The 15,493-nt window shown below is 72.4% G+C and carries 15 protein-coding genes; 9 read left to right on the top strand and 6 right to left on the bottom strand.

Annotated elements, in window-relative coordinates; all coding sequences use genetic code 11:
- The first annotated feature begins 12 nt into the window (after nucleotides 1-12).
- Nucleotides 13-1,041, top strand: a complete 1,029-nt coding sequence (locus O7622_RS00165; protein ID WP_282314264.1) for an ABC transporter ATP-binding protein — start codon at nucleotides 13-15, stop codon at nucleotides 1,039-1,041.
- The gene (locus tag O7622_RS00160) at nucleotides 1,034-2,050 is read left to right on the top strand and encodes a dipeptide ABC transporter ATP-binding protein (RefSeq protein WP_282311301.1); all 1,017 of its coding nucleotides are present in this window, start codon (nucleotides 1,034-1,036) and stop codon (nucleotides 2,048-2,050) included. Before O7622_RS00165 ends, O7622_RS00160 begins: the two co-directional genes overlap by 8 nt.
- A gap of 65 nt (nucleotides 2,051-2,115) precedes the next feature.
- On the opposite strand, the gene O7622_RS00155 is transcribed toward O7622_RS00160, so the two are convergent.
- A complete protein-coding gene (locus O7622_RS00155; protein ID WP_282311300.1) occupies nucleotides 2,116-2,469 on the bottom strand; it encodes a chorismate mutase in 354 nt (117 codons plus the stop codon).
- Between the two features lie 288 nt (nucleotides 2,470-2,757).
- On the opposite strand from O7622_RS00155, the gene pcrA reads away from it, so the two are divergent.
- The gene (gene pcrA, locus O7622_RS00150; RefSeq protein WP_282311299.1) at nucleotides 2,758-5,151 is read left to right on the top strand and encodes a DNA helicase PcrA; all 2,394 of its coding nucleotides are present in this window, start codon (nucleotides 2,758-2,760) and stop codon (nucleotides 5,149-5,151) included.
- 60 nt (nucleotides 5,152-5,211) lie between these two features.
- Here the strand turns inward: pcrA and O7622_RS00145 are convergent, their stop codons facing one another.
- Together O7622_RS00145 and O7622_RS00140 are read right to left on the bottom strand one after the other, a co-directional pair.
- Nucleotides 5,212-5,985 (bottom strand): M23 family metallopeptidase, encoded by a 774-nt coding sequence (locus tag O7622_RS00145; RefSeq protein ID WP_282311298.1) that lies wholly within the window; start codon nucleotides 5,983-5,985, stop codon nucleotides 5,212-5,214.
- 250 nt (nucleotides 5,986-6,235) lie between these two features.
- Nucleotides 6,236-6,946, bottom strand: coding sequence for a M23 family metallopeptidase (locus O7622_RS00140; RefSeq protein WP_282311297.1), 711 nt, complete (start codon nucleotides 6,944-6,946; stop codon nucleotides 6,236-6,238).
- A gap of 401 nt (nucleotides 6,947-7,347) precedes the next feature.
- Here O7622_RS00140 and O7622_RS00135 point away from each other — a divergent pair, with 401 nt between their 5' ends.
- From O7622_RS00135 to sucD, 3 genes are all read left to right on the top strand, one after another.
- Nucleotides 7,348-7,752 (top strand): cobalamin B12-binding domain-containing protein, encoded by a 405-nt coding sequence (locus O7622_RS00135; protein WP_269704087.1) that lies wholly within the window; start codon nucleotides 7,348-7,350, stop codon nucleotides 7,750-7,752.
- Nucleotides 7,753-8,203: 451 nt separating this feature from the next.
- Nucleotides 8,204-9,382 (top strand): ADP-forming succinate--CoA ligase subunit beta, encoded by a 1,179-nt coding sequence (gene sucC / locus O7622_RS00130; protein WP_282311296.1) that lies wholly within the window; start codon nucleotides 8,204-8,206, stop codon nucleotides 9,380-9,382.
- 2 nt (nucleotides 9,383-9,384) lie between these two features.
- Nucleotides 9,385-10,272: a succinate--CoA ligase subunit alpha gene (sucD, locus tag O7622_RS00125; RefSeq protein WP_282311295.1), complete on the top strand. Its 888-nt coding sequence runs from the start codon at nucleotides 9,385-9,387 to the stop codon at nucleotides 10,270-10,272.
- 56 nt (nucleotides 10,273-10,328) lie between these two features.
- Here the strand turns inward: sucD and O7622_RS00120 are convergent, their stop codons facing one another.
- Nucleotides 10,329-10,598 (bottom strand): DUF4190 domain-containing protein, encoded by a 270-nt coding sequence (locus tag O7622_RS00120; RefSeq protein ID WP_282311293.1) that lies wholly within the window; start codon nucleotides 10,596-10,598, stop codon nucleotides 10,329-10,331.
- Nucleotides 10,599-10,756: 158 nt separating this feature from the next.
- On the opposite strand from O7622_RS00120, the gene O7622_RS00115 reads away from it, so the two are divergent.
- On the top strand, nucleotides 10,757-12,073 hold the full coding sequence (locus O7622_RS00115; RefSeq protein ID WP_282311292.1) for a DUF6350 family protein: 1,317 nt from the start codon (nucleotides 10,757-10,759) through the stop codon (nucleotides 12,071-12,073).
- Between the two features lie 71 nt (nucleotides 12,074-12,144).
- Here the strand turns inward: O7622_RS00115 and O7622_RS00110 are convergent, their stop codons facing one another.
- Together O7622_RS00110 and O7622_RS00105 are read right to left on the bottom strand one after the other, a co-directional pair.
- Nucleotides 12,145-12,681: a DUF4190 domain-containing protein gene (locus O7622_RS00110; protein WP_282311290.1), complete on the bottom strand. Its 537-nt coding sequence runs from the start codon at nucleotides 12,679-12,681 to the stop codon at nucleotides 12,145-12,147.
- 35 nt (nucleotides 12,682-12,716) lie between these two features.
- The gene (locus tag O7622_RS00105) at nucleotides 12,717-13,013 is read right to left on the bottom strand and encodes a CD225/dispanin family protein (RefSeq protein WP_282311289.1); all 297 of its coding nucleotides are present in this window, start codon (nucleotides 13,011-13,013) and stop codon (nucleotides 12,717-12,719) included.
- A gap of 178 nt (nucleotides 13,014-13,191) precedes the next feature.
- Between O7622_RS00105 and purN the strand changes: the two genes are divergently transcribed.
- The gene (purN, locus tag O7622_RS00100; protein WP_282311288.1) at nucleotides 13,192-13,812 is read left to right on the top strand and encodes a phosphoribosylglycinamide formyltransferase; all 621 of its coding nucleotides are present in this window, start codon (nucleotides 13,192-13,194) and stop codon (nucleotides 13,810-13,812) included.
- A complete protein-coding gene (gene purH / locus O7622_RS00095; RefSeq protein WP_282311287.1) occupies nucleotides 13,809-15,383 on the top strand; it encodes a bifunctional phosphoribosylaminoimidazolecarboxamide formyltransferase/IMP cyclohydrolase in 1,575 nt (524 codons plus the stop codon). Before purN ends, purH begins: the two co-directional genes overlap by 4 nt.
- The last annotated feature ends 110 nt before the right edge of the window (nucleotides 15,384-15,493 follow it).

Below are 15,493 nucleotides of genomic sequence, written 5' to 3'. Positions count from 1 at the left end.
TCCGACATTCTCGTGTCCGAGCAGTCCGCCCCGGGCGCCGACGGATCCGGCCGCCCCTCGGGCCGCCTGCTGGAGGTCGACGACCTTCGGGTGGAGTTCCGCACCCGGGACGGCGTCGCCAAGGTCATCAACGGAGTCACATACCACGTCGACGCGGGGGAGACCCTCGCCGTGCTCGGCGAGTCCGGCTCCGGCAAGAGCGTCACCGCGCAGACCATCATGGGCATCCTGGACACCCCGCCCGGCTTCGTCACCGGCGGAAGGGTCCGCTTCCACGGCAAGGACATGCTCACCATGTCCCCCGAGCAGCGGCGGCGGATCCGGGGCGAGGGCATCGCCATGATCTTCCAGGACTCGCTCTCGGCCCTCAACCCGGTTTTCACAGTCGGCTTCCAGATCGCCGAGCAGTTCCGCATCCGCCGCGGCATGAGCCGCTCGGACGCCAAGAAGCGCGCGATCGAGATGCTCGACCAGGTGAAGATCCCCAACGCCAAGGGCCGGTTCAGCAACTACCCGCACCAGTTCTCCGGCGGTATGCGGCAGCGCGCCATGATCGCCATGTCGCTGGCGCTGGACCCCGAGGTGCTGATCGCCGACGAGCCCACCACCGCGCTCGACGTGACGGTGCAGGCCCAGATCATGGACCTGCTCGGCGAGCTCCAGCGGGAACGGCGGATGGGCATGATTCTGATCACCCACGACCTCGGCGTGGTCGCCGACGTCGCGGACCGGATCGCGGTCATGTACGCCGGCCGGATCGTCGAGGAAGCCGACGTCTACGACCTGTACCGCAAGCCGGCGCACCCGTACACGCTCGGCCTGCTCAACTCGATCCCGCGGATGGACGAGAAGGGGCAGGAGCTCCGCACCATCAAGGGCCTCCCGCCGAACCTGATGAACATCCCGACGGGTTGCGCGTTCAACCCGCGCTGCCCGATGGCGCAGCCGGTGTGCCGGGAGAAGGTCCCGCCGCTGCTGCAACTGGGCAGCGGCCGGGCCAGCGCCTGCCACTTCGCCGAGGAACTGGTGAACCGTGACTGAGAACATCATCGAGGTTCGTGACCTGGTCAAGCACTACCCCGTGACCCGGGGCGTGGTGTTCAAGAAGACCATCGGTCACGTCAAGGCGGTCGACGGCGTCTCCTTCGACCTCAAGGCCGGCGAGACGCTCGGCGTGGTCGGCGAGTCCGGCTGCGGCAAGTCGACGCTGGCCCGGGTGCTGATGAACCTGGAGAAGCCGACCGGCGGCCAGGTGCTCTACAAGGGCCAGGACATCTCCAAGCTCTCCGGTGGCGCGCTGCGGCGGCTGCGCCGGCAGATCCAGCTGGTGATGCAGGACCCCTACACCTCGCTGAACCCCCGGATGACTGTGGGTGACCTGATCGGCGAGCCGTTCGAGATCCACCCCGAGGTGGCCCCGCGCGGCAGCCGGCGCAGCAAGGTGAAGGAACTGCTCGACCTGGTCGGTCTCAACCCGGAGCACATCAACCGCTACCCGCACCAGTTCTCCGGCGGTCAGCGGCAGCGCATCGGCATCGCCCGGGCGCTGGCGCTGCGGCCCGAGGTGATCGTCTGCGACGAGCCGGTGTCGGCCCTGGACGTCTCGATCCAGGCCCAGGTGATGAACCTGCTGGAGAAGCTCCAGACCGAGTTCGGGCTGTCGTACGTCTTCATCGCCCACGACCTGTCGGTGGTGCGGCACCTCTCCGACCGGGTCGCCGTGATGTACCTGGGCAAGATGGTGGAGGTCGGCACCGAGGACGAGATCTACGAGCGGCCGACCCACCCGTACACCCAGGCGCTGCTGTCGGCGGTGCCGGTGCCGGACCCGACCGTGCGGGAGAGCAAGGCCATCATCCGGCTCCAGGGCGACGTGCCCTCGCCGGTAAGCCCGCCCTCGGGCTGCCGGTTCCGCACCCGCTGCTGGAAGGCGCAGGACGTCTGCGCCCAGGAGGTGCCGCTGCTCCAGATCCGGCCGGGCTCGGACCACCCGAGCGCCTGCCACTTCGCGGAGAAGCGGGAGATCGTCGTCACCCACGAGGCGGCCTGATCCGAACCGGACCGCCTGCCGGCGTCAGCCCGACGCCGGCAGGCGGTTCGTCGTCTCCGTGGCCGTCACAGCGGGCCGCGGCCGGCGCGCAGCAGCAGGAGCGCGAGCTGGGTGCCGTCGGCGCCGAGTTCGGACCGGAACCGCTCCAGGATCTCCCGCTCGCGGGAGAGCACCAGCCGGGTGCCGCCGGACGCCAACCGGGTCGCCCCGACCTCCTGGGAGAGCGCTGCCCGCTCCTGCCAGAGCGCGACGAGGGTGTTGTCGATCTCGTCGATCCGCCGCCGGATCTCGCCGATCCGTTCCGCCGCCGCCGCGTCGTCGGTACCGGTCCGGGCCGCCGCGGCACCGGTCGGGTCGCCGCCGGCCGGCCGGTCGTGCCGCGCCAGGCTGCCGCTGGACTCCACCACGTCAGTCATCATCGTCGTCCCTCTCGGGGCTCGGGCCCGGTACCCGGATCCCGGGACGGAAAAGCCCCGGGCTCGGGGAGCCCGGGGCGTTTCGCAGGTCTGTGATCAGGCGCGACCCACGGCTGCCGGACTCCCGGTGCCGTAGTAAAAGGAGAAGCGCTGATCGAACACGTCGTCGAGTATGCCGACCACCTGGGCGGGCGCGCAAGAAGACGCACCAACAGGTGAGACGTGACGGCGCGCGCCGAGCGGTGGCGCGGGCGGGGAAGTGTCCGCCCGGCGGCATAGACTCGGGCTGCGATGCATCCTCTCTTCGACATTCCCGCGTCCCCGCCCGCGCCGGAGTCCCGGCCGACCCCGCCGCGCCGTCCCGGGGGCGCCGGGCCGGATCCGGGCGCCCTCCTCGACGGCCTGAACGGCCCCCAACGGGACGCGGTGACCCACGCCGGCTCCCCGCTGCTGATCGTGGCCGGCGCCGGGTCCGGCAAGACCCGGGTGCTGACCAACCGGATCGCCTACCTGCTCGCCGCCCGCGACGTGCACCCCGGCGAGATCATCGCGATCACGTTCACCAACAAGGCCGCCGGCGAGATGAAGGAGCGGGTGGCCGCGCTGGTCGGCCCGCGCGCCCGGCTCATGTGGGTCTCGACGTTCCACTCCGCCTGCGTACGCATCCTGCGGGCCGAGCACGAGCACGCCGGCCTGAAGTCGACGTTCTCGATCTACGACGCGGACGACTCGCGCCGGTTGATGCAGATGGTCGCCCGCGAGCTGGATCTGGACCCGAAGCGCTACCCGGCCCGGGGCCTGGCCGCCCAGGTGTCGAACCTGAAGAACGAGCTGGTCGACCCGGAGGAGTTCGCCGGCCGGGCCAAGGGGCCGAACGAGCGGGCGCTGGCCGAGGCGTACACGCTCTACCAGCGGCGGCTGCGCGAGGCGCACGCGCTGGACTTCGACGACTTGATCATGACGACTGTGCACCTACTCCAGTCGCACCCGCACGTGGCGGAGAGCTACCGGCGCCGGTTCCGGCACGTGCTGGTGGACGAGTACCAGGACACCAACCACGCCCAGTACGTGCTGATCAAGGAGCTGGTCTCCGGGACCGAGGGGATCCCGTCGGCGGAGCTGTGCGTGGTCGGTGACGCCGACCAGTCGATCTACGCGTTCCGCGGCGCGACCATCCGCAACATCCTGGAGTTCGAGCGGGACTTCACCGACGCCCGCACGATCCTGCTGGAGCAGAACTACCGCTCGACGCAGACCATCCTCAACGCCGCCAACGCGGTGATCGACCGCAACACCTCCCGTAAGCCGAAGCGGCTGTGGAGCGACGCCGGGTCCGGCGAGCAGATCGTCGGGTACGTCGCCGACACCGAGCACGCCGAGGCCGACTGGGTGGCCCGGGAGATCGACCGGCTGGTCGACGACGGCGAGACCCGCCCGGGCGACGTGGCGGTGTTCTACCGCACCAACGCCATGTCCCGTGTGTTCGAGGAGGTGTTCATCCGGGTCGGCCTGCCCTACAAGGTGGTCGGCGGGGTGCGCTTCTACGAGCGCAAGGAGGTCCGCGACGCGCTCGCGTACCTGCGCGCCGTTGTCAACGACGACGACACGGTCAGCCTGCGCCGGGTCCTCAACACCCCGCGCCGGGGCATCGGCGAGCGGGCCGAGGCGTGCGTGGAGGCGCTGAGTGCCCGGGACCGCATCTCCTTCGGCGCCGCGCTGCGCCGGGCCAAGGACGCGCCGGGCATCTCCACGCGGGCGGCGAACGGCATCGCCGAGTTCGTGGCGTTGCTCGACGCGGCGCGGGAGCTGGCCGACACCGGCACCCCGGAGGAGGTGCTGGAGGCGGTGCTGACCCGCTCCGGCTACCTGGCCGAGCTGGAGGAGAGCCGCGACCCGCAGGATGCCGGCCGGGTGGACAACCTCCAGGAACTGGTGAGCGTCGCCCGGGAGTACACCGAGCGGATCGAGGCGCTCGGTGCCGACGACGAGCGGGCCACGCTCGCCGGTTTCCTGGAGCAGGTGGCGCTCGTCGCCGACGCCGACCAGATCCCCTCCGACGACCCGGACCACCAGGGTGTCGTCACGCTGATGACGCTGCACACCGCCAAGGGCCTGGAGTTCCCGGTGGTCTTCCTGACCGGCCTGGAGGACGGCGTCTTCCCGCACCTGCGTTCGCTCGGCGACACCCGCGAGCTGGAGGAGGAGCGGCGGCTGGCGTACGTGGGCATCACCCGGGCCCGCCAGCGTCTCTACCTGTCCCGCGCGGTGACCCGGTCGGCCTGGGGCGCGCCCGCCTACAACCCGCCGTCGCGGTTCCTGGAGGAGTTGCCGCCCGAGCTGGTCCGCTGGGAGCGCACCGAGGGGGCGTACACCTCGTGGGGCGGCGGAGGCGGCGGCGTCGGTGGCCGGGCGGACCGGCTGGGCCGCGGCGGCTTCGCCGGCGGCACGCCCAAGGCGACCGAGCTGGCGAAGCGGCTGGGCGTGGACGCCAGCCGGCTGGCCACCGCGAGCGAGCTGAAGCAGACTCCGAAGGTCGCGGTGGGCGACCGGGTCAACCACCAGCGGTACGGCCTGGGCCGGGTGCTGGCGGTGGAGGGGGCCGGGCCGGGTGCCCGGGCCCAGATCGACTTCGGCGACCAGACCATGTGGCTGGTGCTGCGGCACGCCCCGATCGACAAGCTCTGAACGCGGGCGGGCCCGGTCCGGCTCGTGGCCGGGCCGGGCCCTCCTCGTTTCGTAGTGCTGTCAGCAGGCCACGTCGATGCCCCGGGCACGCAGGAACGGCGCCGGGTCGATCTGGTTCCACATCGCGCCCTGGTGCACCTCGAAGTGCAGGTGCGGGCCGGTGGAGTCGCCGGTGGAGCCCTCGTACCCGATGACCTGACCGGCCTTGACCGTGTCGCCGACGCCGACGGCGAGCCGGCTCTGGTGGGCGTAGTGGGTCAGGTAGCCGTTGTGGTGGTCGATGAAGACCGAGATGCCGTAGCCGTCGCCCACGTCACCGGCCTTGACCACGGTGCCCGCCGCGGCGGCGTGGATCGGCGTGCCGGCCGGCATAGCGAAGTCGATGCCGGCGTGCTGGGTGCCCCAGCGGGGCCCGTAGCAGGACGTGATGTCGGCGCCCTTCATCGGGATGACCCAGGTCGGCTTCTTCGCCACTGTCGTCTTCTTCGGCTTCGGCTTGGGTTTCGCCGTCGCCGTCTTCCTCGGTGCCGGGCTGGTCGCGCTCGCGCTCGGGCTCGGCGACGGGCTGGCCGGTAGGGCGGACGGGGTGACCGGCTCGCGGGCCGAGCGGTCGGCGCGGGCGGCTTCGTCGGCGCGGGCCGCTACGCCGAGGTCGACGGCGGCCGGCATCGGGTCGGACGGGGCGGTGGTGACGACCACGCCGCCGATGCCGAGACCGAGCAGGGCCACCGCGCCGGTGACCACGTAAACGGTGCGCCGGGCGCGGCGCGGGCGCCGGTGCCGGGCGGGAGCGTTGTCCGGGGTGGGGCTGATGTGCTGCACGGGATCCTTCATCGGTTTCGAGGGGCACGTGACCTCGAAATACTGGTGTCGGTGCAGGTCGCAGCGGGTATCGGGGTGCGGACGCGGTGGCCCGCGCCGCCACCGCGCGTCCGGTTTCGGACCGGCCGGCCGGTTCGGTCGAAGAGACGATCATTCGTCGATGTGCTCTCGCTCACACCGACCGGTGTGACGTGGCAGACATCGGCGCAGACGAAACCGCCCGGACCGTGTGGTCCGGGCGGTGACGGGGCGGTACAGAGCGTCAGGACGCGGCTACGTCGCTGTAAACTGCCTCGACTTCGAGCTGAATGTCCACTCCGCGATCCTTGAGGAACGCCACCGGGTCCTGCGGCTGGCCCTTGACATGGATCTCCAGGTGCAGGTGGGAGCCGTAGGAGTGGCCGGTGTTGCCGACCAGGCCGAGCTGGTCGCCGGCCTTCACCTCCTGGCCCTCCTTGACCGTCACCGCGGAGGAGTGGCCGTAGATGGCCTCGCTGCCGTCGGGGTGCTGGACGATGACGGCGTAGCCGTAGCCGCCGAACCAGCCGGCCTTGGTGACGGTGCCGGCGTGGACCGCCTTGTAGGGCGTGCCCTCCGGGGCGACCAGGTCGATGCCGGTGTGCAGCTTGCCCCAGCGCATGCCGTAGGGGGACTTGAAGTCGTAGCCGTGCAGCGGCAGGAGCCAGGGGTCCTGCTCGGCGGCCTTGCTGTCGGAGCGGTCGGCGCGGGACGGGCGCTCCGCGCTGTCGGCGCGGGCGGCGGCGTCCTGGCTGGCGACCGAGGCCTGCCGGAGCTCGTCGAGGACCGACGGGCTGACGCTCTTGGCGTCGGGGAGGGCGTTCGCGCCGATGGCGACGATGCCGGCGCCGACGAAGGCGGTGGTGACCACCGCGGCGTAGCGGCTCCGCGGGGGGGTGGGTACGCGGCGGCGGCCGCGATAGCGATCGGGCTCAGACGACAGGCGCTGACGCACGCACACCCTCCGTTGTCGGGGATCCGATGCGACTCCGGACCGTTCGGTGAAGCTGGGTCGAACCTCCGGTGCCGCGTCGTCACCCGTCCGTGGACCTGATGACAACCGTGGACACGTTAGCCAACCGCCACTCCTGTCACAAGCCGAAGCGCCGAAATGCCGATTCGTTATGTCCAATTCCATCCGACCTTGTCATAGCTCGTGCCGCCGGTCGGACGGTATGTCGACTGCCCATTCGTCGCGGACAGTGACCGAACGGCGGAGGTGTCCGGCTTCCCGCGTATCCGGGTGGGCGGTAGTGGTGCGGCTCGTCTGTGGCAAGGTCCGGCCCGGCTTCCCGCCTCCCGTCCGGCCGGGTTACCGTTCGTTCAGGTCAGAGTGCCGGTGAAAGGTGTGCGCAGATGAGCTCTCGTATCCGGGTCGTCGTCGCGAAGCCCGGCCTGGACGGTCACGACCGGGGGGCGAAGGTGGTCGCCCGCGCCCTGCGTGACGCGGGCATGGAGGTCATCTACACCGGCCTGCACCAGACGCCGGAGCAGATCGTCGAGACCGCGATCCAGGAGGACGCGGACGCGGTCGGCCTATCGGTGCTCTCCGGCGCGCACATGACGCTGTTCAAGCGCGTCGTCGAACTGCTCACCGAGCGGGAGGCCACCGACATCGTGGTGTTCGGCGGCGGCATCATTCCCGAGGCCGACATCCCGGAGCTGGAGCGGCTCGGCGTCGCGAAGATCTTCACCCCGGGCGCCACCACCGGCTCGATCGTCGAGTGGGTGCGGGAGAACGTCGCCCAGCCGGTCGGCTGACCCGCCCGGTTCCCGGCCCCTGCGTGCCCGGCCCGCGTTTCCGGCTCCGGGCACGGGGGAGGGGCCGGACGCACCCCTCACACGCCCGGCCCCTCTATGCACGATGCCCCGCCGCCACCCCTCGACCGACAGGGCATCGGCCGCTCCCGTCGCCGCGCTTGACCAGCGCGCCGACATCACACTCAACGACGCCCCCGACGGGCGGTTACGCCCGGGCCCGGACATCCCCCGGACGGCTGACGCCCGCGTGCGCCGGCGCCGCGGTGATCGGCCCGGCCGACCCCGGCCTGTGCATTACCGCACACCCCGCACCCGCTCGGTTGCCGCCCGTTCCCATCTCGTTAGGCTGCGGCAAATGGCCTGTCTCATCTGATGACAGGCGTCAAACTGATTTTCCGAAGCTGGTGGCGGCGCGACGGCGCGCCGCGGAGACGGGACGGGACGCGCAATCGTGGACCTGTACGAGTACCAGGGGCGGGACCTGTTCGAGCGGCACGGCTTGCCCGTGCTCGCCGGCGGCGTCGCCACTACCCCGGAGGAGGCCCGCGCGATCGCCGAACGCCTCGGCGGCCGAGTGGTCGTCAAGGCGCAGGTGAAGGTCGGTGGCCGCGGCAAGGCCGGCGGCGTGAAGCTGGCCGAGGGCGCGGAGGAGACGGTGGCCCGGGCCACCGACATCCTCGGCATGGACATCAAGGGTCACACCGTCCACAAGGTCATGATCACCGTGACCGCGGACGTGGCCGAGGAGTACTACTTCTCGTACCTGCTCGACCGGGCGAACCGCACCTTCCTCTGCATCGCCAGCGTGGCCGGCGGTATGGACATCGAGCAGGTCGCGGCCGAGACCCCGGAGCGGGTCGTGAAGGCGCCGATCGACGCCAACACCGGCGTGGACGAGGCGAAGGCGCGCGAGATCGTCACCGCGGCGGGCTTCCCGGCCGGGATCGCCGACCAGGTGGTCGAGGTCGCGGTCAAGCTGTGGCAGGCGTTCGTGGCCGAGGACGCCACGCTCGTCGAGGTGAACCCGCTGGCCACCACCAAGGACGGCAAGCTGCTGCTCCTGGACGCCAAGGTCACCCTGGACGAGAACGCCGCGTTCCGGCACCCGGACCACGAGGCCCTGGTCGACCAGGCGTCGGTGGACCCGCTGGAGCAGGCCGCGAAGGCCAAGGACCTCAACTACGTGAAGCTCGACGGCGAGGTCGGCATCATCGGCAACGGCGCGGGCCTGGTCATGTCCACGCTCGACGTGGTCGCGTACGCGGGGGAGCGGCACGGCGGCGTCAAGCCGGCCAACTTCCTCGACATCGGCGGCGGCGCGAGCGCCGAGGTGATGGCGAACGGCCTGGAGATCGTCCTGTCCGACCCGTCGGTCAAGAGCGTCTTCGTCAACGTCTTCGGCGGCATCACCGCCTGTGACGCGGTCGCCAACGGCATCGTGCAGGCGCTGGCGCTGCTGGAGCAGCGCGGCGAGAAGGCCACCAAGCCGCTCGTCGTGCGCCTCGACGGCAACAACGCCGAGGCCGGTCGGGCGATCCTCGACGGTGCGGCCAACCCGCTGATCCAGCGGGTCGACACCATGGACGGCGCGGCCGAGCGGGCCGCCGAGCTGGCAGCTGCGGGGGTCTGACAATGGCTATCTGGCTGACCAAGGACTCCAAGGTCATCGTGCAGGGGATGACCGGTTCCGAGGGTTCCAAGCACACCCGGCGGATGCTCGCCGCCGGCACCAACGTGGTCGGCGGCGTGAACCCGCGCAAGGCCGGCACCACAGTCGACTTCGACGGCACCGAGCTGCCCGTCTTCGCCTCCGTCGCGGACGCGATGAAGGAGACCGGCGCGGACGTCACCGTCATCTTCGTACCGCCGCAGTTCACCAGGGCCGCCGTGGTGGAGGCGATCGACGCCGGCATCGACCTGGCCGTGGTGATCACCGAGGGCGTGCCGGTGCACGACACCGCCGCGTTCTGGGCGTACAACCGGGCCAAGGGCGAGCGGACCCGGATCATCGGCCCGAACTGCCCGGGCATCGCCTCGCCGGGCGCGTCGAACGCCGGCATCATCCCGGCCGACATCACCGGCTCCGGCCGGATCGGCCTGGTCAGCAAGAGCGGCACGCTGACCTACCAGATGATGTACGAGCTGCGCGACATCGGCTTCTCCACCTGCGTCGGCATCGGCGGTGACCCGATCATCGGCACCACCCACATCGACGCCCTGGCCGCCTTCGAGGCGGACCCGGAGACCGACGCGATCGTCATGATCGGTGAGATCGGCGGCGACGCCGAGGAGCGGGCGGCCGAGTTCATCAAGGCCAACGTCACCAAGCCGGTGGTCGGCTACATCGCCGGCTTCACCGCCCCGCCCGGCAAGACCATGGGTCACGCCGGCGCGATCATCTCGGGCTCGGCGGGCACCGCCGACGCCAAGAAGGCGGCGCTGGAGGCGGTGGGCGTCAAGGTCGGCAAGACCCCGACCGAGACCGCCAACCTGATGCGGGAGATCATGTCCGGCCGCTGAGCGGCCGAGCGACGTGGCGAGGGGGCCGACCGGGGAACCGGTCGGCCCCCTCGCGTTCAGCGATACCAGTACGGGTAGTACGAGTTGCCCCGGGCGCGCACGATGGCGCTGGCGACGATGTTGATCACGCCGAACGCGATGGCCAGCCAGCCGAGCAACTGCGACCTGCTGTTGCGCCGGGCGTCGCGGATCGACAGCGCGCCGAAGACGATGCCCAGGATCCCGCAGCAGAGCAGGCCGAAGACGATGCCGAGGACGCCCCAGAGCGTGGTCCGGTCCCGGCCGACGGCCGGTGGCGGCGGTGGCGGCGGATACGGAGCGTGCACGGCTTCCTCCGAGCGGTCGGCGCCGCGACGGGAACTGTCGCGTCTGAGGCCGAGGCTAGACCGGATCACCGCCGCCGGGCCGGGGTTCGGCGAACTCGCCACGCTACCGACCCGGTATCGGACTGCCGTCCTTCCCGCGGCGTGCCAGAGTAGACACGATGTCACGCGTCACCCCTGACCAGCCCCGCCGTCCGGCCACCGGTCCCCCCGCCGGTGCCCGGCCGCCCGGCCGTGCCCGCCCGGCCGCGCGGGTGCCCGCACCCCGATCGGGCGATGAGGCCCGCAGCCGGGCCCCGCTGCCGGTCGCCGCCGGGGTGGCCGCGCTCTGGGCGGCGCTGACCTCCTGGCTGCCGGTGTCCGCCGTGCTGGGCCTCGCCCAGCTCAGCGAGGACGCCGGATCGTTCGGCGGCGCGATGCGCGCCGGCCTGGCCGGCTGGCTGCTCGGGCACGGGGTGCCGCTGGGCACCACCGCCGGGCCGCTCGGCCTGGCGCCGCTCGCGCTCAGCGCGCTCGCCGTCTGGCGGCTCACCCGCGCCGGGGTGCACGTCAGCCGGGCCGTCGGCGCGCGCGGGGCCGGCTCGCCCCGCCAGGCGCTCACCGTCGCGGTCGCGGTCGGCATCGGGTACGCGCTGCTCGGCGCACTCGCCGCGTTCGCCGTCGACGCGGGCGGCCTGCGCGTCTCCCCGGTCACCGCCGCGCTCACGTTCGCCGCGTTCGGCGTACCCGCCGCCCTGGTCGGCGCGCTGCGCACCACGGGTGTCTGGGCGCTGCTGGCCGAGCGCTGCCCACCGCCGGTGCGCGACGGCCTGCGTACCGGACTGGTGGCGGCGCTGCTGCTGTGCGGCGCGGGTGCCGGTGCGGCCGGGCTGGCGGTGGCCACCGGCGGCGGCGACGCGGCCGACATGATCGGGGCGTACCGGACCGGGGTGGCCGGTCAGGCGGGCATCACACTGGTCAGCCTCGCCTACGCGCCGAATGCGACCGCCTGGTCGGCGAGCTATCTGCTCGGTCCCGGGTTCGCGGTCGGCACCGACACCGCCGTCCGCACGAGTGAGGTCTCCGTGGGCGCGCTGCCGGCCGTACCGCTGCTGGCCGGCCTGCCGCGCGGCCCGATGGACGGGTTGGGTGGCGCGCTGCTGGCAGTGCCGGTGCTGGCCGCGATGGCGGCCGGCTGGCTGCTGGCCCGGCGGCTGCTGCGCGCGGCGGCTGAGGAACGCGCCGAGGTGGGCTGGCCGGCGCTGCTGGTGCCGGCCGTGCTCGCCGGACCGGTCGCCGGCGCGTTGCTGGGGCTGTTCGCGGCGGCCTCCGGCGGATCGCTCGGTGGTGGCCGGCTGGCCGAGGTGGGGCCGTCACCGTGGGCGGTGGCCGCGGTGGCCACGCTCGTGATCGGGGTGGGCGCGGTGCTGGGCGCCGCCGCCACCCGCACCCTGACCCGCCCGACCCCTCCGCCCCGCGCCACCCCGGCTCCCCGCTGACCTCGCGGCGTGGCTCGGGGAACGCGCGAGGGGCGCCCACCGGATGATGGACGCCCCTCGTCGGACGCCGGTCAGGCGCCGAAGTTGTTCATGTTGATCGCCGCGCCCGCGATGGCGCTGATGATGCCGACGACCACGCCGACGGCACCGCAGATCAGGGCGGCCCGGGCCTGGCCGGCGTTGCTGGCCTCACCCGCCTGGACCTTCTTCTGGCCCAGCACGCCGAGGACGACGGCGACGATGCCGGCCGGGACGCCCAGCAGCGGGCAGCACAGGCCGAGCACGATGGACGCGATGCCGACGATCATGCCGGCCAGGCCCATAGTGTTGTTCTGCCCCTGCCCCGGGCCGCTGGGGTAGCCGGCGCCCGGGTACTGCGGCGCGGCGCCGTACGGCTGCTGCTGCGCGTACGGGTCCTGGCCGTAGGCGGGCTGACCCGACGTGGGCTGGCCGTACGGCTGGCCCGAGGTCGGCTGCTGCCCGTACGGGGGCTGCTGGCCGTACTGCGGGGCCTGCGGCGGCTCGGCGTACGGGTCGTGCGGCTGGGCGTTCGGGTCCTGGTTCGGCTGCTGGCCGTACGGGTCCTGTCCGGGGTAACCGGGCTGCATGTCTGGGTGCTCCTCAGGTCGGTTCGGGTTGTCGGTCAGTTGGTGCCGCTGCTGCCGCCGACGAGGCTGGCCAGGCCGCCGAAGAGGCAACACACCACGATGATGCCGATCCAGACCAGGCCGACGATGACGGCCCACTTGGACCACTTCTTGGACTCGGCGGCGGCAGCCTGCGCGCCGGCGTAGTCACCCTGCTGGATCAGCGGGTTGACCTTCGACGCGTTGATGATGGCCGGGATCGCGAGCGGCCAGAACAGGAAGATCGCGACGATGGACATCGTCATGTTGTTGTCGATCTGCTGCGGCTGCTGCGGGGGGTATCCGGGCTGCATGCGACGTACTCCTCGGTGCGGTGGCACGCGGCGTGCCGGGTTCACTGGGGGTGCGGGCCGGGCGCGAGGCCGGACACCGGGCGACCGGCAGCGTACCGCGATCACGCCACCCGGGAGGTCACCCGATGAGCCGCCGCCCCGCGGCCGGGCCGCCTGACCTGCCCGATAGGGTTGCCCGGTGACCGAGCCCGCGTCCGTCGCCCGCCTCGTCGTCCTCGTCTCCGGTTCCGGCAGCAACCTCCAGGCGCTGCTGGACGCCACCGCCGAACCCGGGTACGGCGCCCGGGTGGTCGCCGTCGGCGCCGACCGGGACGGGATCGCCGGCCTGGACCGGGCCGCCGCAGCCGGTGTGCCGTCCTTCGTCGAGCGGGTCAAGGACCACCCCACCCGCGCCGACTGGGACAAGGCGCTCGCCGCGCGGGTCGCCGAGCACCGGCCCGACCTGGTCATCAGCGCCGGGTTCCTCAAGCTGGTCGGTCCGGAGTTCCTGGCCGCGTTCGGCGACCGCTACCTCAACACGCACAACACGCTGCTGCCGGCGTTCCCCGGCATCCACGGCCCCCGCGACGCGCTGGCGTACGGCGTCAAGGTCACCGGGGCCACCCTGTTCTTCGTCGACGCCGGCATGGACACCGGCCCGATCGTGGCCCAGGTCGCCGTGCCGGTGCACGACGACGACGACGAGGACACGCTCACCGAGCGCATCAAGTCCGCCGAGCGGCGCCAGCTCGTCGAGCAGGTCGGCCGCCTGGTCCGTGAAGGTTGGACGATCACCGGCAGAAAGGTCACCATCCCGTGAACGCCACTGAGGACGCCGGCCGCCGCCCGATCCGGCGCGCGCTGGTCAGCGTCTACGACAAGACCGGCCTGACCGAGCTGGCCCGCGCCCTGCACGAGGCCGGTGTGGAGATCGTGTCGACCGGGAGCACCGCGTCGACGATCTCCGGCGCCGGGGTGCCGGTGACGCCGGTCGAGCAGGTCACCGGCTTCCCGGAGATCCTCGACGGGCGGGTCAAGACGCTGCACCCGAAGATCCACGGTGGTCTCCTCGCCGACCTGCGCAAGGACGCGCACGCCGCGCAGCTAGACGAGCACGGCATCGCGGGCATCGACCTGCTGGTCTCCAACCTGTACCCGTTCCAGGCCACCGTCGCCTCCGGCGCCGGCGCCGACGAGTGCGTCGAGCAGATCGACATCGGCGGTCCGGCGATGGTGCGGGCCGCGGCGAAGAACCACGCATCGGTGGCGGTGGTGACCGACCCGGCCGCGTACCCGGCGGTGGTGGCCGCGCTCGCCGAGGGCGGCTTCACGCCGGCCCGGCGCCGGGCGCTCGCGGCCCGCGCGTTCGCCGACATCGCCGACTACGACGTCGCGGTGGCCGACTGGTTCGCCGCCACCGTGTCGCCGGCCGAGGACGGCTGGCCGGAGTTCGCCGGGCTGGCGCTGCGCCGCCAGGCGGTGCTGCGGTACGGCGAGAACCCGCACCAGGCGGCGGCGCTCTACACCGACCCGGGCGCGCCGGCCGGACTGGCCCAGGCCGAGCAGCTGCACGGCAAGGAGATGTCCTACAACAACTATGTCGACGCGGACGCCGCCTGGCGGGCCGCCAACGACTTCCCGGACCAGCCGGCGGTGGCGATCATCAAGCACGCCAACCCGTGCGGCATCGCTGTCGGCGCGGACGTGGCCGAGGCGCACCGCAAGGCGCACGCCTGCGACCCGGTGTCCGCGTTCGGCGGCGTGATCGCGGTGAACCGGCCGGTCGACGCGGCGATGGCCGGGCAGGTCGCGGAGATCTTCACCGAGGTGCTCGTGGCGCCCGGATTCGACGAGGACGCGCTGGAGCTGCTCCGGGCCAAGAAGAACCTCCGGCTGCTGCGGGCGCCCGAGTTCGCCGTGCGACCGGCGGAGTGGCGGCAGGTGAGCGGCGGCGTGCTGGTGCAGACGCGGGACGCCGTCGACGCGCCCGGCGACGACCCGTCCGGCTGGACGCTCGCCACCGGCGACCCGGCCGACGAGGCGACGCTGCGCGACCTGGCGTTCGCCTGGCGGGCGGTCCGCGCGGTCAAGAGCAACGCCATCCTGCTGGCCCGCGACGGCGCCACAGTCGGCGTCGGCATGGGCCAGGTCAACCGGGTGGACTCGGCGCGGCTGGCGGTCAGCCGCGCCGGTGACGAGCGGGCCCGCGGCTCGGTCTGCGCCTCGGACGCGTTCTTCCCGTTCGCCGACGGCCCGCAGATCCTCGTCGACGCCGGGGTGCGGGCGATCGTCCAGCCGGGCGGGTCGATCCGGGACGAGGAGACCATCGCGGCCTGCAAGGCGGCGGGCGTAACCATGTACCTCACCGGCACCCGGCACTTCTTCCACTGACGAGTCCGGCCTCCGGGTGCGTCGGCCGTCCAGCCGGCGACGAACGCACCCGGACGTCGTGCCGTTGCCGCCGCGGGAGGCGGTTGCTAGCGTGTGCGCGGCGACGTTCG

This window comes from Micromonospora sp. WMMD1076 (assembly GCF_029581475.1).
Taxonomy (GTDB): Bacteria; Actinomycetota; Actinomycetes; order Mycobacteriales; family Micromonosporaceae; genus Micromonospora; species Micromonospora aurantiaca.
The sequence above is the reverse complement of the archived record's forward strand: the minus strand, read 5'-3'. Positions and strand labels throughout refer to the sequence as shown.